The sequence below is a fragment of the Bacteroidota bacterium genome (assembly GCA_013696965.1).
Lineage (GTDB): Bacteria > Bacteroidota > Bacteroidia > JACCXN01 > JACCXN01 > JACCXN01.
The window spans coordinates 41,593-65,316 of sequence record JACCXN010000032.1; the positions used below are offsets into that span (position 1 = coordinate 41,593).

Consider the following 23,724-nt stretch of genomic DNA (forward strand, 5'->3'; position numbering starts at 1 on the left):
TTCATCAGAATTTAACTGATTTTTGTTTTAACAAAAACAATTTTTCCAGCAAAAAATCCGTTTAGCTGAAATGAAAAAATATTGGTTTTTAATTCTGTTTTCCCTTCTGATCAAGCCTGTTTTTTCCCAGCAAAATCCTGCTGGTTTTATTGCTATGGAAGCAGAAATGAAAGATTATGCACGCCTTATTCTGAACTCAAAATCTGAAGAAGAAAAATACAAAGCTAATTTGGCTTTAACCGGCTTGCTTGAAAAGGCATTTTCAAAACCCGAATCTTTTAATTATGCTTTTGACTCATTGGTTACTATTGCCCGCATAATTGCCCCAGATAATACTTTTAGGCTTTTCAACTGGCATTTGGCAAAAGCAGATGGAACTTTTGAGTATTTTGGGTATATACAACCTAATCCTTTTTTAAATCCCAAAAAAATAAGCAAACCCTTTTATAAGCTAAAGGACACCGGTGATTTATTACTTTCGGCTGAAAACAAAAGTTTTTCTTATAGCGAGTGGCCAGGAGCTCATTATTATAAAATGATTCATGTTAAAGATAAAAAGAACAAACATTATATTTTACTAGGCTGGAATGGCAATAATTCCTACTCAACTAAAAAAATAATAGATGTTTTGTTTTTTTCCTCGAATGGAGAACCAAAATTTGGCGCTCCTGTTTTTAAAATGGAAAAAAAAATACAGAAAAGGGTAATTTTTGAATATGCAAAAGATGTTACAATGTCCTTAAAGTACCAGGAACAAGGTCAGCAAATAATTTTTGACCACCTTGCCCCAAACAACCAACAGCTTAAAGGGCAATATCAGTATTATGGGCCTGATCTTAGTTTTGATGCATTAATTTATAAAAAAGGGATATGGGTTTACTTTGAAGATTTTGATGCTAAAAACAGCAAAAGCAAAAAGGATAAAAATTGGCAGAACCCAAAGTAACTCCGGCTTTCATTTAATGAAAAATCAAGCTCTTTATTGTTAATGCTTTTAACTCTTATTTTATTCCTTAGGGTTTTTAATTCCAAACAGTGCATTTTCTAAATTCGATTCTCTTATAAAAACAAAGTAAGGGGGTATAATTTAAAGCTTGAATACCGCTTTTTTGAACCAAACAAGCAATAATTTAATAATTTTTTCATTATTGAGCAATAAATTAGCTGTTTATTGAAAGATATTTTTAACTTGCATCTAGTTTAAAACAAAGTATAAAGTAATGAACGAAGAAGTCCATACAAAATTAGAGTTAGAATACACAATAAAATCGTCCCCAAAAATTTTATATTTTTTCCTTAATGCTCCAAACGGTTTAAGCGAATGGTTTTGTGATAATATAAATGTTAAAGATGATATTTATACATTTTGTTGGGATGATGAGCAACGTAGTGCAGAATTAATAAGCAAAAAAGTTAACAATTATACCCAATTCCGTTGGTTAGACCTTCCCCAGGATACTTTTTTTGAATTTAAATTAGAAGTAGATGATATAACCAAAGATGTAGCCCTTATTGTTACCGATTTTGAACCTGCAAATGAACATGAAAATTCCAAACTACTTTGGGATTCCCAAGTCACAAAATTAATACAACTGGTTGGTGGTTGATTTTGTTTTTTAATCTCCTGTGGATTTTATTATTTTTGCTTTCAAAACAATATCTTTTCAATGCTAAGAAAAAACAGGTATTTTTTTATTCCATATTTTATATTTTTAATTGTAGGATTTGTGCTGGTAAACTCCTTTACAAAAGGTGAAATTCATATTACCATTAACCAGTACCACAATTCATTTTCTGATATTTTTTTTAAATACGCAACTTTTATTGGAGAAGGTTTATTTGCCTCCCTGGTTATATTAGTCCTTGCTTTTTACCGATTCCGGGATTCATTATTGGTACTTTCGGCAATAATTCTTTCCTCTATAATTGCTCAATTTCTTAAAAAAATTGTTTTCAGTGATATTGTTCGGCCCAAAGCTTATTTCGAAGGAGTAAGCAAACTCCATTTTGTGGAGGGTGTAGAAGTTCATTCACTCTTTAGTTTTCCATCCGGACATGCTACTCTTTCCTTTACCTTGTTGGCTTGCATGGCTTTTATTGTTAAAAACAATGGCATAAAAACAATGCTTTTAATCCTTGCAATAATCGCTTCCTGGTCAAGAATACATTTATCCCAGCATTTTTTTATTGATGTTTATTTTGGTTCTCTTTTAGGGGTTAGCTGTTCTTTGTTAACTTTCTGGTTTTTTGAATATAAGGTAAATACAGTTAATGGCCTGAATAAATCCCTTAAAGCCTATATCGTTAAACATAAGGAATGAAAGCAAGCACTCTTTCTATCAATATAGTGATTATTGTTGTTTCAGCTTTGTTATTTATTCCAAATCTTGGAGCGGTTCATCTGTTTGATTGGGATGAAATTAATTTTGCAGAATGTGCAAGGGAAATGATTGTAACAGGCAATTATTCCCAGGTAATGATTAATTACGAAGCTTTCTGGGAAAAGCCGCCATTGTTTTTCTGGATGCAGGTAATTGCAATGAAAATTTTCGGGGCAAACGAATTTGCTGCTCGCCTACCCAATGCTATTTGTGGAATGTTCACCTTACTTGCAGTTTACAATATAGGAGCAAAGCATTTCAATCAAAAAATGGCTTCTTTTTGGGTGCTTGCCTTTGCTGGTTCTTTTCTTCCTCATTTTTATTTCAAATCCGGCATAATAGATCCTTGGTTTAATCTTTTTATTTTTCTTGGTATTTATTATTTTATCAGTTATTCCTCGCACTATGTTGTGGAAGTAAGGAGTAAAAATAAAATCCCCTACTTACTATTTTCTGCTCTTTTTATTGGTTTGGCAGTATTAACCAAAGGCCCGGTGGCACTGCTTATTTTCGGGCTTTGTTTTTTGGGCTATCTTTTGATTTCTAGGTTTAAACAGTTCTTTGGCTATAAAGAAATGCTCCTATGGACATTTATCGTAGCTCTTACTGGTTCCAGCTGGTTCCTTGTTGAAATTGCCCGGGGACGATTTGATATTGTAGTTGAATTTTTCGAATATCAGGTAAGACTTTTCAATACACAAGATGCAGGACATGGAGGTCCTTTCTATTATCATTTCCTGGTATTGCTTATTGGCTGTTTTCCTGCATCAATACTCATGATAAGAGGGTTTAAGAAAATAGGAACAGCTGCTCCTTTTAAAAAATATTTAAAGTTATGGATGATAATCCTTTTTTGGGTAGTACTTATTTTATTTTCAATTGTAAAAACCAAAATTGTCCATTACTCCTCATTGACTTATTTTCCCATAACTTTCCTTGCAGCCTGGACTTTTAATTTTATCCTTGAGAGAAAACTAGAATGGAAAAAATGGATGACAGTTCTGACCGGAATTATTGGTATTGTTCTTGGAATTGCCATTACTTTATTGCCTTTTGTGGCCAAATACAAAGCAAATATTATCACATCAGGGATCATTAAAGATGATTTTGCTTTGGCAAACCTTCAGGCAGATGTTTATTGGAATGGTTTTGAATTTTTAATCGGTTTAAGTTTTCTCATTTTCATTGTTGTTGCCATTTACTTTTTTAATACGAAAAGAATTGCAACGGCCATATCGCTAGTTTTTGCAGCATCATTAATTACTGTGAATTTTACAATTCTGGTATTTGTCCCAAAAATTGAAAAATATTCTCAAGGAGCAGCAATTGAATTTTACAGACATTTTCAAAATAAAGATGTTTATATAGAACCTTTGTTCTTTAAGAGCTATGCCCAACTTTATTATTCAGATAAAAAGCCTGTGAAAAATCCTTTATCCTACGATATTCAATGGTTGTTAAATGGAGATGTTGACAAACCAGTTTACTTTGTTACAAGAGTAAATAAGGAAAATGAGATAAAAGAATATTATTCACATCTCAAAGAAGTTTACAGGAAAAATGGCTTTATTTTCTATACACGGAATATAGAAGTTGAAAACAGGTGATTTTTTTTACAAAAAAGAATTTTTATCAAGACAATTCAACAGTTTGAGAAACTTTATTCTTTGATTTGAAAAAATCGAAATCGGCTATCCCCTTTTTCTGAAGGAAATATTGAAAGGAAACTTTTAAAACCCCCAAACCATAAATACTGCTTCTTTTAAAATTAATTGAAGAGGCTTCGGCAAAATATTTTGTAGGACAGGTAATTTCAGCTATTTCAAAATTTTGATAAAATATTTGTGCAAGCATTTGATTGTCAAAAATAAAATCATCAGAATTTGCTGAATAATTTATTCTTTGAAGTACTTCCTTTGAAAATGCCCTATACCCTGAATGATATTCAGAAAGTTTTTGGTTCATAAGCATGTTTTGACTCAAAGTAAGAAATCGGTTTGCAATGTATTTATACATAGGCATACCACCCTTTAAAGCCCCTTTTCCTAGAATACGGGAACCTAAAACTGCGGGATATAAACCTGATGCAATAATATGAGCAATGGAAGGAATAAGTTTTGGGGTATATTGATAATCTGGGTGCAGCATTATTACAATATCCGCATTTAGTTCTAAAGCTTTATCATAGCAACTCTTCTGGTTGCCTCCATAGCCTTTGTTTTTTTGATGGTTTATAATATGTTTAATGCCTATTTTTCTTGCAACAACAGTGGTTGCATCTGAACTTGCATCATCCACCAAAACTACCTCATCAACAATATCAAAGGGAATTTCGCTGTATGTTTGTTCAAGTGTAAGGGCTGCATTATAAGCGGGCAATACAACAACTATTTTCTTATTATTAATCATAAAAACATTGGTTTGCTGCAAATTTATTAAAAAGAATCAGCAATGCGAATCAGAAATTAAATATCAACTAACAATTATAAATTCATAGGGAATTCGTTCTACTAAAATTGGAACGACAATCTGTCTATAAAAATTCATAGATATGCTAAGTGCAAAAATCTTCAACGGCAATCAAGCTAATGAACTTAAAAACATACCAACATATTACATATCTTTGCGTTATTACCCGAAAAGGCAAACTTGAAAACCTTACATAAATTTATACTTAAATCATTTGCAGGTCCTTTTGTAATGACCTTTTTTATAGCCCTCTTCGTGCTATTGATGCAGTTTCTCTGGAAATACATTGATGATTTAATTGGAAAGGGTTTAGAATGGTATATAATCGCTGAGCTTATGATGTATGCTTCAGCCAGTCTTGTACCCTTAGCACTTCCTCTTGCCATTCTGCTTTCATCTATAATGACAATGGGAAATATGGGCGAACATTATGAATTGGTAGCCATGAAATCCGCAGGTTTTTCACTTCCTCAAATAATGCGTCCACTTATTTTTCTTACTGTATTGATTTGTTTTACTGCCTTTTACTTTTCCAATAATATACTTCCGGTTGCCAACCTGAAATTCGGAACGCTACTTTATGATATAACCCATCAAAAACCGGCAATCGAAATAAAAGAAGGAGTATTTTACAATGGTATTGATGGGTATACAATTAGAATTGGAAAGAAAGAAAAAAATGGTGAGTTACTTAAAAACATCATGATTTATGATCACACAAGTAGAACAGGAAGTAACAAAGTAATACTTGCAGAAGAAGGTACTATGAAAATTACTCCAAACAACCAGTATATGTTGTTAAATTTATTGGATGGATATAGTTATGATGAACAAAATGCACAAAATTCAGATAAAAAAAACTATCCGCTTGTCCGTTCCCAATTTAAAGAACAAGTGATACGAATGGATTTATCAGGCTTTAAATTAACCAGGACTGATGAGGAGCTTTTTAAGGATAATTACCAGATGCTCAACCTTTCCCAATTACAAGTATCGATTAATGAATTAAAGGAAGAAAAAAACAAGAGAACTGTCGAGTTTTCAAATCACATCACCGATAATTTTTACCGCAATAAACCGAAGTATTCTATTTCCGAAAACCTTGATTCAATAAGTGATTCCACTAGTGTAACCAGTAAAACTGATAATATTGAAATGGGGGATACTTTGATTGTTCATAAAAACAATGCAATGACCATGGAAGTTGCTGCAAACACCAGTGTTAATAATGAGGATACAACAAAAGTAAAACCAAAGGATTTAAGAGATAATTTCCTATTAAGGAATCGTCCTGCCAAAAAAAAAGAAAGTGTAATTCAAGCTGATTTTCAGAAAGCTGATTCATCTCAACTGGTTGCTGTAATAGCTTTAACAGATACAAATCAGCTAACAGATACATTACTTGCAGCTAAAGAAGGACCCTTGTTGTTGGAACATTTTACTCGATCAGAAAAAATTCTGGCAATAGAAACTGCAACTAATCTTGTACGTAGCGCTAAGGCCTATACTGAATCTTTTGTTTCTGACATTGAGAACAGGGATAAATATATAAACAGGCATTTGGTTGAGTGGCATCGAAAAATCACCCTATCCTTTGCCTGTATGATTTTATTTTTGATTGGCGCTCCACTTGGGGCCATTATACGAAAAGGCGGTTTGGGAATGCCTGTTGTAATCTCTTTTATCTTTTTCATACTATTTCATGTAATATCTATAACGGGAGAAAAATTTGTTAAGGAAAATGTTATGCCACCTTATATTGGAATGTGGCTCGCATCTTTTATACTGCTTCCAATCGGGCTGTTCCTGACTTATAAAGCAGCCCGCGATTCAGTAATTTTCGATCTGGATTTTTATTCAGCCTTTATGAAAAAATTCAAGAAAAAAGAAACAGGTCAATAAAATCCAAAATTGTCTTTCAAATGAAAATCCTACAGTTGTGCAACAAGCCTCCACTCCCCTCTGTTGACGGAGGATGCATTGCTATGAAGGCAGCAGCTGATGCTATATTATTTGGTGAGAATGAATTGAAAATACTAGCTATTGAAACCTCAAAACATCCTTTTGAAATACCAGAGAAAAAAAATAGTTTTCTTATCTCTACCCAATTAGAGACAATTTTTGTTGACACTGCTGTAAAGCCCATGGATGCCTTTTTAAATCTTTTTTCTGGCGAATCTTATAACGTTTCTCGTTTTTGGTCTGTTGATTTTAATGAAAAGTTAATACGTATTCTGGAAGCAGAAAAATTTGATGTTATACAATTGGAAAGCATCTATGTTGCTCCCTATATTCAAACGATAAGGACTTTTTCCAAGGATTCAAAAATAGTATTACGGGCACACAATTCAGAGCACCAAATTTGGTTAAAATCTGCGCTTAATGAAAAGAATCCCTTAAAATCATTTTACTTTAAAATACTTGCCAACAGACTAAAAAAATATGAAAAAGAAGTATTAAAAAAAGTGGATGCTGTTGCTGCAATTTCAAAGGATGATGCAAAAAAACTTACTGAATTAAATCAAATTCCACTATTAAAGACTATTCCAGTTAACATAGATATTTATCCGGCCAACGAAATTCAAAAAAAAGAAACTTCTTTGTTTTTCATTGGTGCGCTTGACTGGCACCCAAATCTTGAGGGACTTAATTGGTTTCTTAAAGAAGTATGGCCAAAAATAAACAAGCAATTGCCGTATTTGAAATTTCATGTTGCCGGAAAAAATATGCCTCACAAAATGAAAAACTCCAAAATAGCGGGTGTTGTATTTAAAGGAGAAATAAAAGATTCAATTGATTTTATGAACTGCAATAAAATCATGGTAGTTCCCTTGTTTTCCGGATCAGGAATAAGGGTAAAAATACTTGAGGCAATGAGTCGTGGAAAGGCTATAATATCTACATCTTTGGGTGTTGAAGGAATAGGATGTAAAAAGGATGAAAATATTTTAATTGCTGATAATGTTGAACAATTTGTAGCTGAAACAATTAAATGTATAAATAATCCTGAGTTTTGTACGGAATTAGGAATAAATGCAGTTAAATTTGTTGAAGCTAATTTTTCTACTCAAACTATTGCTAACCGATATAATGAATTGTATCAAGAGCTGATTAAACAATGAAAATTTTTGTTCTGTTATCACGTGTTCCGTATCCTTTAGACAAAGGGGATAAACTACGTGCATTTAATCAGATAAAAGAGCTATCAAAAAAACATACAATAATACTTTGTGCACTTTCAGATAAACCTGTAGATGCTAAAGCGAAAGAAATATTATCCCATTATTGCGCCCATGTTGAAATAATCCATTTATCACCAAGCGGTATTGCATTTAATCTGGCAAAGACAATAATTTCCCAAAAACCTTTGCAGGTAGGTTATTTTTACCAGAAGCATGTAAAGGAAAAAATCGAAGAATTAATTGGATTTCATAAGCCCGATCACATTTATTGTCAATTATTAAGAGTTGCCCAATATGTAAGGGAGTTTAATATTCCCAAAACAATTGATTATATGGATGCTCTATCCATTGGAATGGAAAGAAGAATAAATAAAGCCCCATTTTTACTTAAGCCTGTTTTCAAAATTGAAAGCATGCGATTAAAAAAATATGAAAACGAAATATTCTCCTGTTTTGATAATAAAACCATAATTTCCGAACAGGATAGGAGCTTTATTTCTCATACTTCCAATAATCAGATAACTGTAATCCCCAATGGTGTGGATTCTGATTTTTTTGCTCCTATCCTCAATAAAGAAAAAGATTATGATTTGTTGTTTACAGGAAACATGAATTATCCTCCAAATATAGAATGCGCTGAATATATTGCAAGGGAAATTTTACCAGAGGTTCAAAAAGCAATACCGGGCGTTCGGCTTTTAATTTCAGGTGTAAATCCCTCTTCTAAAGTATTAGGTTTAAAATCAGAATTTATAACTGTTACAGGCTGGGTAAAAGATATAAGGGAATCCTATTCCCGTTCAAAAGTATTTATAGCGCCAATGCGTATTGGTACTGGACTTCAAAATAAATTGCTTGAAGCAATGGCCATGAATCTTCCATGTATTACCTCTGAACTTGCCAATAATGCCTTAAAAGCCATACACAATACAAACATTCTAATTGGAAAAAACACAGCCTCTTATGTTGAGCATATAATAACATTGCTTGAAAATGAAGATTTAAGAACTGAATTTGGCCAAAGTGGTTGCACATTTGTTAATGAAAAATACAACTGGGAGGCTTCAACAGAACTGTTGGATCGACTAATTCAGGGATAAATAATTTTGCTGTTCCTTTCTCAAATGATTGTTTAATTAAAAACATTTTTTGATTACCAGTCTATCTTTAATCCAAACCAATTCCATTGCTCCAATTTGCCACTATTTTTTGTAATTTGGCTGCTTGAAACCCCAATAGCATGAATAATGAAAATTTATTTAGTGATTTTCCTGCTGCCACAGCCGCACAATGGAAAGAACTAATCAAACAAGAACTCAGAGGAAAAGAATATGAATCAATTGTATGGAAAACCTTTGATGGATTAAAATTCAATCCCTTTTACACAAAAGAGGACATTGAAACGCTAGAACAAAAAAATACAATACCTGGCCATTGTCCTTATTTGAGAGGAAACAAAGTAGACGGAAACTACTGGGAAATAAGGCAGAACATTACAGTTTCAGATGCAAAAGAAGCAAATAAAAAAGCCCTTGAAATATTAAATAAAGGTGTTACTTCATTGGGTTTTATAACCCCTACAAACGAAGTTTCCAACTTATTGAAAGATGTTTTAATCGAACATGTTTCTGTAAATTTTTCAACTAAACACCCTCTCTTTTTGTTGGAAAACCTGATTACAGAAATAAAGCAGAGGAACTTAAGTTCAACAGCAATTAAAGGTTCAGTAGATTATGATTTTTTGGGTGAAATGCTTTTAACAGGCAAATGTGCTGGAACTAAAGAAGGCTTTGATATTGCAGCTGAAATTGTTCAGATTTTAAGCAAAGAGAAGCTTTCGTTTTTCAGAGGAATAAATGTCAGCGGAAATAATTACCATAATGCTGGGGCTTCAATTGTTCAGGAACTTGCATTTTCTTTATCTCATGCCAATGAATATTTGGTGGAACTATGCAAAAAGAATTTATCCACTGATGCTATCTCCGATTGCATGCAATTCACTTTTTCCACAGGCTCCAGCTATCTTATGGAAATTGCAAAGTTAAGGGCAGCAAGAATGTTATGGGCAAAAATAATTGAACAATACAAACCCCATTCTGACTCTAGCTTTGCAACTTTTATTCATTGCCAAACCTCGGCCTGGAGTTTATCCATTGCAGATTCTCACAACAATTTACTTAGGGCAACTACCCAAACCATGTCAAGCGCAATTGGTGGTGCTGATTCTATTGAAGTTTTGCCATTTGATTGTGCTTATCGGCCTGCAGATGAATTTTCAGAACGAATAGCAAGGAATATTCAAATTGTTTGCGCAGAGGAAGCTCATTTAAATAAAGTTGTTGATCCTTCAGGTGGTTCATATTATATTGAAAGATTAACTGATTCAATTGCAGCAGCAACCTGGGAATTATTTAAACAAACAGAATTAAAAGGAGGTTTTCTTGAGGCAATTAAAACAGGATTTATCCAGGATGAAATCCAAAAAACCGCACATGCTAAAAATGATTCAATTGCAAAAGGAGAAATGGTAATGGTTGGGGTGAATAAATATATAAATAAAACAGAACAAATTTCTCAAAAAGAAGCATTTGTAAAGTCTGAATACCCATTAGGGCAAACGGATATAAGACCATTAAAAATATACCGTGCTGCAATGCATGCTGATTCAGAATTAGTGAAACAAAAAACTGAACTGTAATGAAAGATACTCTGCGTCCTGATTTTTCAAGCATTGATTATAAAACCAGTCCCAAAACCGGTAATGAAGCGCCCTTGGCCGGATCATGGAAAACAGCTGAAGGAATTCAAGTAAAGCCATTTTATACCTATAAGGATTTGTTAAAAATGGAACACCTTGAATTTGCTGCAGGAATTCCGCCTTATTTAAGGGGCCCTTATGCAAGCATGTTTGTGGTTCGTCCATGGACAATAAGGCAATATGCAGGATTTTCAACTGCTGAAGAATCAAATGCTTTTTACCGCAGGAACCTAGCTTCGGGACAAAAAGGACTTTCAGTTGCATTTGATCTTGCTACTCACCGTGGTTACGATTCAGATCATGAAAGGGTGGTTGGGGATGTTGGAATGGCTGGTGTGGCTATCGATTCAGTTCTTGATATGAAGCTGCTTTTTGATGCTATTCCACTTGACCAAATGTCTGTTTCTATGACCATGAATGGTGCTGTGCTCCCTATTATGGCTTTTTTCATTGTTGCTGCTGAAGAACAGGGCGTTTCTCAGGAAAAATTAAGCGGAACCATCCAGAATGATATTCTTAAAGAATTCATGGTGCGCAACACTTACATATATCCTCCCGGGCCTTCTATGCGAATTGTTGCGGATATATTTGATTATACTTCCAGAAATATGCCCAAATTCAATTCCATAAGTATTTCGGGTTACCATATGCAGGAAGCAGGAGCCACAGCAGATTTAGAGCTTGCTTATACCTTGGCAGACGGACTGGAATATTTACGAACCGGAATAAAGGCAGGTCTGGATATAGATGATTTTGCTCCGAGATTGTCCTTTTTCTGGGCCATAGGAATGAACCATTTTATGGAAATTGCTAAAATGCGTGCAGCACGAATGCTTTGGGCTAAAATTGTAAAACAGTTTAACCCGAAAAATGAAAAATCAATGGCCTTAAGAACACATTGCCAGACTTCAGGTTGGAGCTTAACAGAACAGGATCCTTATAATAATGTTGCCAGAACTTGTATTGAGGCCTTGGCCGCTGCCTTTGGAGGCACTCAATCCTTACATACCAATGCACTTGATGAAGCAATTGCCTTACCAAGTGAATTCTCTGCACGCATAGCCAGAAACACGCAACTCTTTTTAGAAGAAGAAACTGATATAACTAAAGCTATTGATCCATGGGGTGGTTCTTTTTATGTTGAAAGCTTAACCAATGAACTTGTTGATAAAGCCTGGGAATTAATTCAGGAAGTGGAGCAATTAGGTGGTATGGCTAAAGCCATAGAAACAGGACTTCCTAAAATGCGCATTGAAGAGGCAGCGGCACGTAAACAAGCAAGGATTGACTCAGGCAAAGAAATAATTGTGGGAGTAAACAAATACAAACTCGAAAAACAAGCTCCTATTGAAACCCTTTCTGTAGATAATACCAAAGTAAGAAAATCACAAATTCAAAGGTTAAATAAATTAAAAACAGAAAGAAATAAAGAAGAAGTTGATAAAGCACTACTTGCATTAACACAGGCGGCAGAATCAGGAGAAGGTAATCTTCTTGCACTTGCAATTGATGCAGCAAGGAAAAGGGCAAGTTTAGGTGAAATCTCTTTTGCTCTTGAAAAAGTTTACGGAAGATATAAAGCAACAATTAAATCAATAGCAGGAGTGTATTCATCAGAAGCTATGGAAAATAAAGAACTTAAAATTGCTATGGAAATGGCCGATCGTTTTGCTGAATTGGAAGGTAGACGACCAAGAATAATGGTTGCCAAAATGGGCCAGGACGGGCATGACAGAGGAGCAAAAGTAATTGCCACCTCCTTTGCTGATATTGGTTTTGATGTTGACATTGGGCCTTTATTTCAAACTCCAGCAGAAGCAGCAAAACAAGCGGTAGAAAACGATGTTCATATTCTAGGGATTTCATCCCTTGCAGCTGGCCATAAAACTTTAGTTCCACAGGTTATTGAAGAGCTTAAAAAATACGGACGTGAGGATATGATGGTGGTGGTGGGAGGAGTAATACCCTCATCTGATTATGATGCATTATTTGAAGCTGGAGCAGCAGCCATTTTTGGCCCGGGAACAAACATTGCTGTTGCCGCTCAACAGATATTAAAACTTCTTATTGAAAAACTTGAACAATAATATTACTTTAACGAACAACATTTCGTCTTTCAAAAGGTGTCAGGTTTGTAAAAAATTGTCAACATGGAATGGATTAAAAGCGGATATTTGCAAAAATTGCGGATCGCGGTTAACGGTAGAAAAAAAAATAAATCAAACTATAAATGAAGTAAAAGGAGACTCAATACTTGATATTAAACCAGGAGATTCCATATTCATCTATATCTTAAAAAAATAGGTTTGCTAATTCAAATGATCTTTATTGCAATCCTTTCTTTCTTTATTTGGCTAATTACAATGCTTGCAGGTTGATGATATTAAAAAACAAACTATTTGTTTTGTCAACTGTTTTGTTTGTTGTAAATCAAATCATGGAAAAACAATTTGGAATTTTCATTCCCTTAATACATGCTTATCTAGACGATTTACTTTGCATGCCAGTTGTACTTTCCATAACTTTACATATTCTTCGCCTTGTATTAAAAAATGAAAAGTATGTATTTTCAAAAATTCAAGTGTTTTTTGCAGTAATCTATTTCTCAGTAATGTTTGAAGGAATACTTCCGTTGTTTTCTGTAAACCATACTTCAGATATAATGGATATTGCGGCTTATGGAACTGGAGCTATTATTTTTTTTAAACACATGAACATTAAACAGTTAAAACTAGGAATCCAATGAAAAAAATAATCATGCTGGTTGTTTTATTTTTAAATACAACCTCTATCAGCATTGCCTCAGAAAACAAAGAAAAAAACAACCAGGAAGTTAAAACCATAGATGGAATTATTGCAGCATTGTATGATGTAATTTCGGGACCAGCCGGGGAAAGAGATTGGGAAAGGCTAAAATTCTTGTGTAAACCATCAGTACAGTTTAACATGGTTGTGAAAAACAAAGATGGAAAAAATTTATTTATAGGTGGAAATATTGAAAAGTACATACAATCTTCAGGTGTATATTTTTTAAAAAACAATTTTTATGAAACTGAAACTGCAAGAAAAACACATGAGTTTGGTCCAATTGCCCAGGTTTTCAGCGCCTTTCAATCAAGCAGTGAACAGGCAGGGAAGCCCTTTGACAGTGGGGTGAACAGCATTCAATTGTGTTATGATCAGGAAAGATGGTGGGTTGTGAATGTTATCTGGACTTCTGAAACTGAAGAGAATACTGTTCAGGAAAATTTCTAATTTGTATATATTCTAATATTAATTCAAAGTGAAGCCAATTATATGCTTACATCCAACATCAATCTTTTAGAAAAAAAGCAGCTCCACAATCTCTAATAATCCTTTCTCCTTTTCACAATTCAGTAATTCAGCGAAAAAGGCTCCAGCGCCTTTTCAATTTTCGTTTATAGCATTGAATGAGATAAACTTAAAAAGTGCTGTTTATTTTAATGCCCTTCGTGACATGTAACTGTAAAACCTTTTAATTTGGCCTCAGCTTGCATTTCCTCTTCAAACTTTTTTAATTCTTTCCTAGAACCGCATTTTTCTTTTTCATCCTCATGTGAATGACTTCCATGAACTTCTACAAATTCACACTCCATACATTTTTTACACGATTGAAAAGTTGCGGTTCCTGCAAGCAATAAGCCAATAAAGACAATTTTTTTCATTTCAATAAAATTTTAAAAATATTAATAAATGCAACATTGTTGCAAATATAAACACTTAATTTAAAAGTGCAAGTTATTCTTGATAAAACATAAAAAAAACAACTAATAATATTTATTTACCTCAACAAAAACGAAGCTATGGATATTTTTTCTGTTATTTTAATCGCACCTTTGAGTTTTAGATGATTAAGAATGATTTGGCTGAATATGTTTGTTTATTATGACCAGAAATATGCAAAAAAAACTGAAAACATTTCGTTGGAAAAAGCAAAGTGATTTTTTATTAAATTTATAATTCAATTTATTAACCCTTAATTCAATAATTATGTTTGGAGATATGATGGGAAAGCTTCAGGAAATGAAGCAAAAAGTAGAAGAAACAAAACAAAGACTGGATACAATAACAGTAATTGGTGAATCAGGGAATGGCCGTGTTAAGGTTACGGCAAATGGTAACAAAAAAGTCGTGAATATTACGTTACTAGACCAGGTTCTCAAAGGAGATAAGGAAGAACTTGAGGATCTTTTGTTAATTGCCGTAAACAGAGCACTTGAGCAATCCGAAAAAGTTTATGAAGCCGAAATGCAAGGAGCTACAAAGGGATTTTTACCAAACATTCCGGGAATGTAAAGCAGTAATTATTTTCCAATAAGGCTATTTCTTTTCATCATTTTTTATATTAATTTTAATAGGACCAATACAGGTTTTATGATTAATATAGTTGCCTATCAATTAGCTGAAAGTATCAATATAAAAAAGTTTAAAGAAGATTATGATGGGGAATTTATCAGCGGAAGTTCATTTGAATTATTTTACCGCTACAAGCAAGGCTACTTATATATTTTAAATTATGGTGTTGTTGTATTTGCAAATATTGAGGAATTAGATAAGATAAATTTCATCCGGCTTATTAAGGAATATGCAACCAATATTCTTGAAAAAAAATATAAGGAAGATTTTATTATTCAAACCAGCGAAGTAAATACTCCTGTTTTTTCATATAATTCTATTTCCGTACCTGTTATTAATGATGCTTTGATTAATATTACAATGCTTCAGGTTGCCCAATCCACAGCTCTTGATTATTTTCTTGAAATTGCCCAGAATTTACTTGATGAAACTTTAATACTCACAAAAAGATTAGAGCTTTTTGGCAGATTGAGAATCGGAGAAAAAAACCTGTTGAAATTTATCGGCAAAACATTAAACACAAAAAGCAAGATTATTGATGACTTGTATATAATTGATTCTCCCGCAGTTGTTTGGGAAGATGAAATTTTAGGAAAAGTACATACAGGATTATCAAAAACCTTCGATATATCTATACGTTTTAGGGAGCTTGAATATATGCTAAAAAGTGTGGAAACCAACCATTCAATTTTTATTGAACTTGTGCATGCAAAAGAAAGCCATAGATTAGAATGGATCATTATTATTCTCATTTTAATTGAGGTGATTCATATGGTTTATACTATTGTCTTTTAATTTTTTTTCATTTTCAGAACATTCCTGTACCTTTAGACTTATCCCATTTAATTAAAAATGAAAAATCTTTTTTTTCTGCTTTTTATTTTGTTTTCACGCATTTTATTTTCGCAGGAATTGCTGTTGATAAATACAGAATTAAAAACTTCATTTCGTGGATTATCAATAGTAGATGAAAATATTGCCTGGATAAGCGGCAACAATGGATATATCGGGACTACAATAAATGCAGGGAGCAAATGGCACTTTTTTCAAATTCCAGGTTATGAAACTCTTGATTTTCGCAGTATTTATGCCTTTGATGAGAACAAGGCCATAGTTGCCAATGCCGGTTCCCCAGCTTTTATTTTTATCACCTCAAATGGTGGATTAACATGGCATAATGTGTACACTGATCAAAGAAAAGAAATTTTCATTAATGGCATTACATTTTTTAATGAAAAGGAAGGTATCATTTTCGGGGATCCCGTTGAAAGCAGAATGTATCTTTTAAGGACACTAAACGGAGGTAATGATTGGACAGAGTCCCCTTTTAAAGAAAGGCCTGCTTTATTAGAGGGAGAGGCTGCTTTTGCAGCAAGCGGAACAACTATCAGAAGCTATAACCAGAACAGAATTATTATTGCAAGTGGTGGAATTGTTTCAAGGCTTTTTGTTTCTAAGGATAAAGGCAAATCCTGGAAAGTTTTTGCAACTCCTATTTTACAAGGGAAAAGTTCAACAGGAATTTTTTCTTTTGATTTTGCAGATAATAAAACAGGAATTATTGTTGGAGGGGATTATGCCCTAGACACGCTTAAAACAAACCACATTTTTTTGTCAAAAGATGCAGGACGAAACTGGCAAAAACCTATTACTGAAACCGGTGGTTACCGATCGAGTGTTGAATTTATCGATGGCATCACTTTAATTGCCACTGGAACTTCAGGCACAGATATTAGCCACGATGGTGGAAACAACTGGAGAAAACTAAGCCAAGAGGGTTTTCATGTGCTTAGGAAATCAAGAACAGGAAAACTTGTAATTCTTGCCGGATCAGAAGGAAGGATTGCAATTTTTAAAAATGAATAGTTAAAAAGGCCTTTTGTAGCTTAAAAAAATACAAAATAAAAGCAATTGAAAAAGCCTATTCTTTCTACTGCCATTACTTCTCAGAAAAAAATTATATATTTCCTGAAATATATCCAATTCATTTGGATATTAGACATCTTCATTGATTTTTTTCAACGATAATCAAAGAGGGACTTTGCTTTTTCTTAATTATAAAAAAATTAATTGCCTAATTAATTATTACAGCTTTAACAACTTTTACAAAATCAGCAAAATACAGGCAATAATAATAAACTCCACTCTGCAAATTTTCAGCCATCCATTGCACTTCATACTTTCCAAATGTAATGTTTTCACTTAAAAGTGTAGTAATTTCCTTTCCATATAAGTTATATACTTTTAGTTCAGCGAATCCTGTTGAGGGGGATACAAATGAAATTCGTGTAGAAATTTTAAAAGGATTGGGGAAATTTTTAAGTTCAATTTCAGGTTTTAGTTGTTTCGTATTAATGTCTTCCGTGTTTTTATTAATTGAATAATAATCAATTAAAGAATCTGCTCTATTTATAAACATAAAAACTATGCTGTCATTATTTGCCACTACTTTCATTGCTCCATAATCCTGATTATATTGCACAAGGCTTTCTGGAATAATGTCAACAAATGCTCTTTTACCGTGTCCTCCCAATCCATTCACCATGTATGTTAAACCATTAACAAAAATGCGTTCATAATTATGAGAATGCCCTGTAAGTACTGCAGTTGCTCCCCATTCAACAAAGGGCCACTGCAATCGAGGCTGGCTACGGTGATATTCCTCGGAAGTATATGGAGACTCGTGAAAATAAACAATTTTCCAGGGAGAAATTGAAGATTCCAAAGCATTTTTTAGCCATTGACCTTGAACAGAAGCACTTGAATCACCATCAATTTCAGTTGTATCGCTATTAAGAGCAAAAAAATGAACATCACCCCAAACAAAATCATAATAACGTTCATTACCGGGCAGAGTAAAATAATCAAAATAAGGCTTTCCATCTGCTGTTCTAACATCATGATTCCCTAATGTAGGAAAAAACCTGTTTATAGTACCTCCTAGACCATAAGTGCCTTTATAGGGATAAATATATTCATGAAAATACTTTCCTATATTTTTATCAATTGTTAATGAATCCCCTCCCTGGTAATTATTATCGCCAACAGTAATAATTAAATCTGGGTTCCAGCTTTTCATTAAATTGGAGACATCCAGTTGTGGTATTTTATCAACACCGTAATCGCCTATTACCCCAAAGGTTTGCCCTAAAATGTTTTGTGATAAGAAAAAAACAGCAACTAGATACATTGATATTGTTTTCTTCATATGTAAATAATTTATTCGTTTTTTATTTTTCCTCTAAGGAACTCATGAATGCTAAATGCATTTGTCTTTTTAATTGTTATCACAAATTTATCGGAAGCAATGTTATATTCATTTGTGTTTGTGAACGGTTCGTGCATGGCTATTTCATATGTATATAATTTGTTTTTTTAGTTGTCATATGGAATACGCCAGGTTATCTTCATTAGTGTTTGTGAACGGTTCGTGCATGGCTATTTCATATATATTTAATTTATTCGTTTGTAATATGGTATAGCCATGTTGTATTCATTTGTGTTTGCGGGGTGGTAGGTGCATGGCTAAATTATCTCACAGGTTATAGTTTATAAAAATTTAGCTGAAAAATTGTTTGAAATTGTCTATGTTACTTGTTAATATTTTTGCATTTTTATTTTAAATAATCTTGCCATTATTCAATGGCCTACTTTATTGGATTTTCATTTGCTTCTTGGTGATAAAAATGAAATAATTTCCACTAAATGAGCATTAAATTCCCCCCTAATGGATCAACTAATCAGATGTTTCTTAAATAAAAAAAACATCAAAAACAGTACACTTGTAGCCCAATCCATCTCTCAGTTTCACAGTTAGATATTGTCAAAAGCAATAAGTTTATTGTGAAAAAAAGCAATTAATTACATGGCATACATAATGCAATGTATACTATTTTTAATAGGCTTTTTTTCTTATTTACTCCTATGCAAGCAGACCTTAATAAAGTAAAAAAAATTTTGTTCAAATTGTTATCCCGTCAAATTTCAAATACAGGGATTAATTGGTTAAATACGGTCATTTACGATCTTGAAACCAATTACACTGAATCCTCTTTTATGCAATGGTATAGCTTAGTTCCCAGGTTCACTGGTACTGAAAAATTATTTGTTTCTGAAAAAGACACACTAGATGCAAATAAAATCAGAAAAGGATGGCATATTACTAATCTAACAATTGATCAAACCACACGTATTCTTTTAGTATTAAATGCTTTTCAGGGTAACATTTCAGAATATAATAAAACTTTAAATAAAATATTAAGTTCCGGGGATTTAAAAGAAATCGATGCATTGTTTTCTGCACTCCCACTACTGCCTTTTCCAAAAGAACAATGTGAACTGGCATTGGCAGGAAAAAGAACAAACATAAGTTCCTTGTTTGATCGAATAGCACTTAACAATCCTTTCCCTTCCGAATACTTAGACGATGACAACTGGAACCAGATGATTCTTAAGGCAGTTTTTATTGAAAGTCCACTCTATAAAATATATGGTCTTGATAAACGCATGAATATAAAACTTGCATCAATGCTTTTTGATTATGCCAAAGAGCGAAAAGCAGCCGGACGTGTAATCACACCAGAATTGTGGAGATTGGTTGCACCTTATGCTGAAAGTTCTGTTTTAGAAAGTATAAAACAAATGTTTGAACAGGAATTAATTCATAAATTCTCAGCAGCCCTGTTTTGCTCTTCCTGTAGCCTACCAGAGGCGAAAACATTAATTAAATCTTATCCTCAGCTTATGGAAAGAATTAAAGAAGAAAAAATCAATTGGGATGAAATTGGTAAAAAATGGTTTCATAAAATTTAAAAATAGAATAATGACAAAAAAAATGATGTTTATCGATCCGCATGTTCATATGGTATCACGAACTACTGATGATTATGAAGCTATGTATAAAGCAGGAATAGTTGCAATTATAACCTTTTGCATCAATTAAATCAAGCCAATGGATTGCAGAAGCCTCAAAAATTGTTGAACATATTTATTCACCAACCTTAACCTTAATTTATCTTCCTCATCTTGACTATAATCTTCAACGTTTGGGTACTATTGATGCAAGAATTAACAAAGACCTTAAAGAAATAGATGAGGTGTGCCGTGATCTAATTACTTTTTATGAATTAAAAGGTACGCATGTAATCCTGGTTTCAGAATATGGAATTACAAAAGTAGAAAATCCAATTTCCATTAATAGGGAACATAGATAGCATGGCTTTATAAAAGTAAGGAAAGAAACGTGGTAAAGAACTTTTGGATGCAGGAGCAAGCAGAGCTTTTGCTGTTGCCGATCATCAAATTTCTCATATTTATATAAAGGATAAAAAAGATATTAAAAAGGTTAAAGAATTAATTGAAAATATTAAGGGAATTCATCAAGTAATGGGAGAAGAGGAATTAAGTATAAACTTTTTATTCCATGAACGATCAGGACAACTAATGGCAGTGGCAGATAATAATTCTTGGTTCACTTACTATTACTGGTTGGATGACAATAAAGCTCCTGATTTTGCTTGCACAGTGGATATTCACCGTAAACCGGGATATGCCCGTTGAGCTGTTTACTAATCCTAAAATTTCTCATTTAAACCTATTAGTGGCTGGTAAATTATTGAAAAAAAAACTGGGTTTTCGTACACTTATGGATATCATTCCACTGGATGCTTCATTGGTTAAAGGTTCCTATGGTCGAATTCCAGAATCGAAAAATGATTGGCCCATTATAATTTCTAAAAACTAAACATACAATCCTCTTTTTCAATTGATTCTAAAGATGTTTTTGATATACTTTTATCTTCTATAAACAACATGGATTATAATACAAAATAACTTAAATAAAAAAACATGCGCACTGTAGCTTTATTATTTGTTGGAATTTATTTGTTATTTGCCTATTGGCAAATCAACGATCCTAATCCAATTCTATGGATTACCTTATATCTTGTCTCTGCATTTGTATCACTAAAAATGTATCAAAAAAAGAATAATTTGGAACTTCTTATTGTACTGCAGATTCTATATTCTTCAATGCTGATTAACTCCTGGGTACAAATAACAGCTTTTGAAGGTTTTTTTACACCTGGCCACGGCTTAAGCATGAAATCATTTAATCAGGAGTTGGCACGGGAAACTGCAGGACTAATGATTTGTCTGCTTACTTTTATAGTATATATGATTTATACTTTTTCGAAAAAATCAATCAGAATAAAAAATTGGGATAATTAAAATCAACAACTGTTTCAAGTTACGTTTTTTGCATAGCCCCTGGTGGCGTTTATCCCCACGTTCCAATCAGCAGAGCACCGAAGGAAAGCAATGACTTTTCAAATAGAACCAAGCCCGCCGCTTGTGGTTATGCAATGTTGGCTGTGGTTTTTAATTCTTCTTCCATTAATTCTTTTGCATATTTAAATTTTCTTGTTCCAATTGGTATTCTATTTAAGGAATATTTACAAAATTCAACGGCTGCATCAAGTTTGTTTTCCTTTTCTTCACAAAATGATTTTAAATGCATTATGCCATCTCTCATCGTTCCCATTGTTTTTTGGTCATTGTCTGTGGAGAATAGTTTCATTGAACTAAAATTTTCCTTTAAAAATCTTTCAAATTCAGAGTTATATATTTTATCTACTTTTAGCTGAGTTACAAAAGCTTCATAAAATAGATTGTTTAATTCTTTTAAGTCTTTTTTCAAAATGTCTATAACCAGAACCGAATACAAGGACTTTTTATGAATAAAATAAATACATTTTCTCCCTCCAATTGGAACAAGGTGAGCTGTCCATTTATTTTCTGTTCCATTTGCAATTTCATTTTTGTCCTGAACATTCACAAATGATTCAAGTTTCCTGGTGCAAAAAACTTACATCATAACTTCTTTATTTTTTTTCAGCAAAAGTCGTAAAAACTGTCCATTTATTAATTTTCTATTTATTCAATTAGCCGCAAAATGTTTACCTTAAATTTAACCTGAACTGGTTTAAAATGAACTTAACCAGGAACTCTTCCAGATTAATAATTCGCTGTTCTTTATGACTTGAATCTAATTTTAATATTTAGATGAATTAATAATTACTTTTTTAAACACCGGTTTATAATTTCAAATCATTTCTGTCTGAGATAGTTTAAGTTTGTTGTAAAACTAAACTATAAAAAAGAGCCGAATAAGGAAACTTAAAGGGCTCTTTTTCAAATTTATCTCAGGCTACAGTGATTTCAAATAATTATGAAATAATACTAATTGAAGGTTTTTCCATTATTTAGAAAAAAGTTATAAAACCAGGTTAAAGGTTAAATACAAAACAACGCACTTAAATTAACGAATTATAATTTTTCGGACAACTTGTTCTTTTTCAGTACCAATTTGTAGAAAATAGATTCCCTTGGCAATACCATTTAGCATAATTATTTCAGTTCCGTTTTGGGATGACAAATAATGTTTTTCCATAAGAATTTTTCCTTCTAAGGATTCTAGCTTTAGTTTAATATTCAGCGTTTCATTGCCTGAATAGGTAATATTTAATACCCCTGTTGAAGGAACCGGATAAACTTTAAAATGATTTTCAGAAATATTTACTTCAATTCCAGTATCATAGGCGCTTTCATCAGATTCAGCCTGTTTTATTTTGGTGGTAAAAATATCGGTATTGGCCCATCCCTGGAGATTAAATGGTCCCAAAACAGCATCGGTACGGTATGATCCAGTTACAAGCACAAACTTTTTGCTGTCAACCCATATTGACCTTCCTGCTTCCTCATGCTGGCTTTCATACTTTGTATCCAATTTTCCCTCAATATTCATCACCCATTTAAATTCCCCATTGGAATCATATTTAGCAATAAATATTTCTGCACTATCTTTTCCATTTATTACTTGTCCATTAAAATCGGCTGATATTCCATAATTTCCTGTAATATAAACATTTGAATCATCATCCGAAGCTATCCCCAAACCTGCATCTGCAAGACTTCCACCAGCATTTTTTGCCCATACAACCTGTCCATCTTTTGTAAAACAGGCTACAAAAATATCGCTGCTCCCATTGGAACTAACACTCTGGGTTCCAAAAGATGCTTTGCTGCTAAAACTTCCTGTCACATATATTCTGCCATCTTTTGCAGCTTTAACTCCCATACCAGCTTCCCTACTTGAACCACCTTCATTTTTTATCCAAATTAAATTTCCAGCAGGATCATATTTAACAAGGTAGGCATCTCTTCCTCCTTTTGACTTTACAGCAACTCCATCAAAATTAACATCCCCGTCTATCTGACCAGTAACATAAATAAAACCTTCTGCATCAACCGTTATACCAGAGCCCTCATCATCATTTGGACCACCACCTCTTTTCAACCAGATTAAGTTGCCTGATAAATCATATTTTGCTATAAATGCATCTTTTTTTCCTGCACTAATAGCCTTAATAGCGCCATCATTATTAAAAAGAGCTGTGTCTCTGATATAACCGGTTACATAAACCGCATCCTTAGAAATTGCAATGGACTGGCCTTTATCACTCAATGGCCCCCCTCCCCTGTGAGCCCATAATGGAAC

The 23,724-nt window shown here is 33.1% G+C and carries 21 protein-coding genes and 1 pseudogene; 17 read left to right on the plus strand and 5 right to left on the minus strand.

Going from position 1 to position 23,724, the window contains the following annotated elements:
- Positions 1-70: 70 nt before the first annotated feature.
- The 4 genes from H0V01_05400 (at position 71) to H0V01_05415 (ending at position 3,988) form a co-directional block, all read left to right on the plus strand.
- A complete protein-coding gene (locus H0V01_05400) occupies positions 71-946 on the plus strand; it encodes a hypothetical protein (protein ID MBA2582809.1) in 876 nt (291 codons plus the stop codon).
- Between the two features lie 274 nt (positions 947-1,220).
- The gene (locus H0V01_05405) at positions 1,221-1,607 is read left to right on the plus strand and encodes an SRPBCC domain-containing protein (protein ID MBA2582810.1); all 387 of its coding nucleotides are present in this window, start codon (positions 1,221-1,223) and stop codon (positions 1,605-1,607) included.
- A 60-nt stretch (positions 1,608-1,667) separates the two neighbouring features.
- Positions 1,668-2,321, plus strand: a complete 654-nt coding sequence (locus H0V01_05410; protein ID MBA2582811.1) for a phosphatase PAP2 family protein — start codon at positions 1,668-1,670, stop codon at positions 2,319-2,321.
- Positions 2,318-3,988: a glycosyltransferase family 39 protein gene (locus tag H0V01_05415; protein ID MBA2582812.1), complete on the plus strand. Its 1,671-nt coding sequence runs from the start codon at positions 2,318-2,320 to the stop codon at positions 3,986-3,988. The genes H0V01_05410 and H0V01_05415 overlap by 4 nt, the downstream gene beginning before the upstream one ends.
- Positions 3,989-4,013: 25 nt before the next feature.
- Here H0V01_05415 and H0V01_05420 read toward each other — a convergent pair whose 3' ends face one another.
- Positions 4,014-4,790, minus strand: coding sequence for a glycosyltransferase family 2 protein (locus H0V01_05420; GenBank protein ID MBA2582813.1), 777 nt, complete (start codon positions 4,788-4,790; stop codon positions 4,014-4,016).
- A 291-nt stretch (positions 4,791-5,081) separates the two neighbouring features.
- Here H0V01_05420 and H0V01_05425 point away from each other — a divergent pair, with 291 nt between their 5' ends.
- The 7 genes from H0V01_05425 to H0V01_05455 all read left to right on the plus strand — a co-directional run bounded on the left by H0V01_05425 (position 5,082) and on the right by H0V01_05455 (position 14,045).
- Positions 5,082-6,752: an LptF/LptG family permease gene (locus tag H0V01_05425; GenBank protein ID MBA2582814.1), complete on the plus strand. Its 1,671-nt coding sequence runs from the start codon at positions 5,082-5,084 to the stop codon at positions 6,750-6,752.
- Between the two features lie 20 nt (positions 6,753-6,772).
- Positions 6,773-7,972 carry a glycosyltransferase gene (locus H0V01_05430; protein ID MBA2582815.1) on the plus strand — a complete coding sequence of 400 codons (1,200 nt, stop codon included), beginning with the start codon at positions 6,773-6,775 and terminating at the stop codon, positions 7,970-7,972.
- On the plus strand, positions 7,969-9,132 hold the full coding sequence (locus tag H0V01_05435) for a glycosyltransferase (GenBank protein ID MBA2582816.1): 1,164 nt from the start codon (positions 7,969-7,971) through the stop codon (positions 9,130-9,132). Before H0V01_05430 ends, H0V01_05435 begins: the two co-directional genes overlap by 4 nt.
- A 140-nt stretch (positions 9,133-9,272) precedes the next feature.
- Positions 9,273-10,730 (plus strand): acyl-CoA mutase large subunit family protein, encoded by a 1,458-nt coding sequence (locus H0V01_05440; protein ID MBA2582817.1) that lies wholly within the window; start codon positions 9,273-9,275, stop codon positions 10,728-10,730.
- A complete protein-coding gene (scpA, locus tag H0V01_05445) occupies positions 10,730-12,877 on the plus strand; it encodes a methylmalonyl-CoA mutase (protein ID MBA2582818.1) in 2,148 nt (715 codons plus the stop codon). Before H0V01_05440 ends, scpA begins: the two co-directional genes overlap by 1 nt.
- Before the next feature lie 290 nt (positions 12,878-13,167).
- Entirely contained in the window at positions 13,168-13,536 is a 369-nt protein-coding gene (locus H0V01_05450; GenBank protein ID MBA2582819.1) for a magnesium citrate secondary transporter, read from the plus strand.
- A complete protein-coding gene (locus H0V01_05455) occupies positions 13,533-14,045 on the plus strand; it encodes a hypothetical protein (protein MBA2582820.1) in 513 nt (170 codons plus the stop codon). Before H0V01_05450 ends, H0V01_05455 begins: the two co-directional genes overlap by 4 nt.
- A gap of 206 nt (positions 14,046-14,251) precedes the next feature.
- Here H0V01_05455 and H0V01_05460 read toward each other — a convergent pair whose 3' ends face one another.
- Positions 14,252-14,476 carry a hypothetical protein gene (locus H0V01_05460; protein ID MBA2582821.1) on the minus strand — a complete coding sequence of 75 codons (225 nt, stop codon included), beginning with the start codon at positions 14,474-14,476 and terminating at the stop codon, positions 14,252-14,254.
- Positions 14,477-14,801: 325 nt separating this feature from the next.
- On the opposite strand from H0V01_05460, the gene H0V01_05465 reads away from it, so the two are divergent.
- From H0V01_05465 to H0V01_05475, 3 genes are all read left to right on the plus strand, one after another.
- Entirely contained in the window at positions 14,802-15,107 is a 306-nt protein-coding gene (locus tag H0V01_05465; protein ID MBA2582822.1) for a YbaB/EbfC family nucleoid-associated protein, read from the plus strand.
- A 78-nt stretch (positions 15,108-15,185) separates the two neighbouring features.
- Entirely contained in the window at positions 15,186-15,962 is a 777-nt protein-coding gene (locus tag H0V01_05470; GenBank protein ID MBA2582823.1) for an RMD1 family protein, read from the plus strand.
- A 57-nt stretch (positions 15,963-16,019) separates the two neighbouring features.
- Positions 16,020-17,033 carry an oxidoreductase gene (locus H0V01_05475; protein MBA2582824.1) on the plus strand — a complete coding sequence of 338 codons (1,014 nt, stop codon included), beginning with the start codon at positions 16,020-16,022 and terminating at the stop codon, positions 17,031-17,033.
- A gap of 208 nt (positions 17,034-17,241) precedes the next feature.
- Here the strand turns inward: H0V01_05475 and H0V01_05480 are convergent, their stop codons facing one another.
- Entirely contained in the window at positions 17,242-18,375 is a 1,134-nt protein-coding gene (locus H0V01_05480; protein ID MBA2582825.1) for a metallophosphoesterase, read from the minus strand.
- A 758-nt stretch (positions 18,376-19,133) separates the two neighbouring features.
- Here H0V01_05480 and H0V01_05485 point away from each other — a divergent pair.
- The 3 genes and pseudogenes from H0V01_05485 to H0V01_05495 all read left to right on the plus strand — a co-directional run bounded on the left by H0V01_05485 (position 19,134) and on the right by H0V01_05495 (position 21,395).
- A complete protein-coding gene (locus tag H0V01_05485; protein ID MBA2582826.1) occupies positions 19,134-19,979 on the plus strand; it encodes an EboA domain-containing protein in 846 nt (281 codons plus the stop codon).
- 125 nt (positions 19,980-20,104) lie between these two features.
- A pseudogene (locus H0V01_05490) lies at positions 20,105-20,910 on the plus strand (alkaline phosphatase family protein).
- A 104-nt stretch (positions 20,911-21,014) separates the two neighbouring features.
- The gene (locus H0V01_05495) at positions 21,015-21,395 is read left to right on the plus strand and encodes a transmembrane 220 family protein (protein MBA2582827.1); all 381 of its coding nucleotides are present in this window, start codon (positions 21,015-21,017) and stop codon (positions 21,393-21,395) included.
- Positions 21,396-21,522: 127 nt separating this feature from the next.
- Here the strand turns inward: H0V01_05495 and H0V01_05500 are convergent, their stop codons facing one another.
- Together H0V01_05500 and H0V01_05505 are read right to left on the minus strand one after the other, a co-directional pair.
- Positions 21,523-22,002 carry a hypothetical protein gene (locus tag H0V01_05500; GenBank protein ID MBA2582828.1) on the minus strand — a complete coding sequence of 160 codons (480 nt, stop codon included), beginning with the start codon at positions 22,000-22,002 and terminating at the stop codon, positions 21,523-21,525.
- 483 nt (positions 22,003-22,485) lie between these two features.
- On the minus strand, positions 22,486-23,724 hold a 1,239-nt coding region (locus tag H0V01_05505; protein MBA2582829.1), incomplete at its 5' end, for an SBBP repeat-containing protein.

Excerpts from the sequence above, each read along its gene's own strand:
- H0V01_05400 (MBA2582809.1), top strand. The coding sequence starts at position 71 with ATGAAAAAATATTGGTTTTTAATTCTGTTTTCCCTTCTGATCAAGCCT.
- H0V01_05405 (MBA2582810.1), top strand. The coding sequence starts at position 1,221 with ATGAACGAAGAAGTCCATACAAAATTAGAGTTAGAATACACAATAAAA.
- H0V01_05410 (MBA2582811.1), top strand. The coding sequence starts at position 1,668 with ATGCTAAGAAAAAACAGGTATTTTTTTATTCCATATTTTATATTTTTA.
- H0V01_05415 (MBA2582812.1), top strand. The coding sequence starts at position 2,318 with ATGAAAGCAAGCACTCTTTCTATCAATATAGTGATTATTGTTGTTTCA.
- H0V01_05420 (MBA2582813.1), bottom strand. The coding sequence starts at position 4,790 with ATGATTAATAATAAGAAAATAGTTGTTGTATTGCCCGCTTATAATGCA.
- H0V01_05425 (MBA2582814.1), top strand. The coding sequence starts at position 5,082 with ATGACCTTTTTTATAGCCCTCTTCGTGCTATTGATGCAGTTTCTCTGG.
- H0V01_05430 (MBA2582815.1), top strand. The coding sequence starts at position 6,773 with ATGAAAATCCTACAGTTGTGCAACAAGCCTCCACTCCCCTCTGTTGAC.
- H0V01_05435 (MBA2582816.1), top strand. The coding sequence starts at position 7,969 with ATGAAAATTTTTGTTCTGTTATCACGTGTTCCGTATCCTTTAGACAAA.
- H0V01_05440 (MBA2582817.1), top strand. The coding sequence starts at position 9,273 with ATGAATAATGAAAATTTATTTAGTGATTTTCCTGCTGCCACAGCCGCA.
- scpA (MBA2582818.1), top strand. The coding sequence starts at position 10,730 with ATGAAAGATACTCTGCGTCCTGATTTTTCAAGCATTGATTATAAAACC.
- H0V01_05450 (MBA2582819.1), top strand. The coding sequence starts at position 13,168 with ATGATATTAAAAAACAAACTATTTGTTTTGTCAACTGTTTTGTTTGTT.
- H0V01_05455 (MBA2582820.1), top strand. The coding sequence starts at position 13,533 with ATGAAAAAAATAATCATGCTGGTTGTTTTATTTTTAAATACAACCTCT.
- H0V01_05460 (MBA2582821.1), bottom strand. The coding sequence starts at position 14,476 with ATGAAAAAAATTGTCTTTATTGGCTTATTGCTTGCAGGAACCGCAACT.
- H0V01_05465 (MBA2582822.1), top strand. The coding sequence starts at position 14,802 with ATGTTTGGAGATATGATGGGAAAGCTTCAGGAAATGAAGCAAAAAGTA.
- H0V01_05470 (MBA2582823.1), top strand. The coding sequence starts at position 15,186 with ATGATTAATATAGTTGCCTATCAATTAGCTGAAAGTATCAATATAAAA.
- H0V01_05475 (MBA2582824.1), top strand. The coding sequence starts at position 16,020 with ATGAAAAATCTTTTTTTTCTGCTTTTTATTTTGTTTTCACGCATTTTA.
- H0V01_05480 (MBA2582825.1), bottom strand. The coding sequence starts at position 18,375 with ATGAAGAAAACAATATCAATGTATCTAGTTGCTGTTTTTTTCTTATCA.
- H0V01_05495 (MBA2582827.1), top strand. The coding sequence starts at position 21,015 with ATGCGCACTGTAGCTTTATTATTTGTTGGAATTTATTTGTTATTTGCC.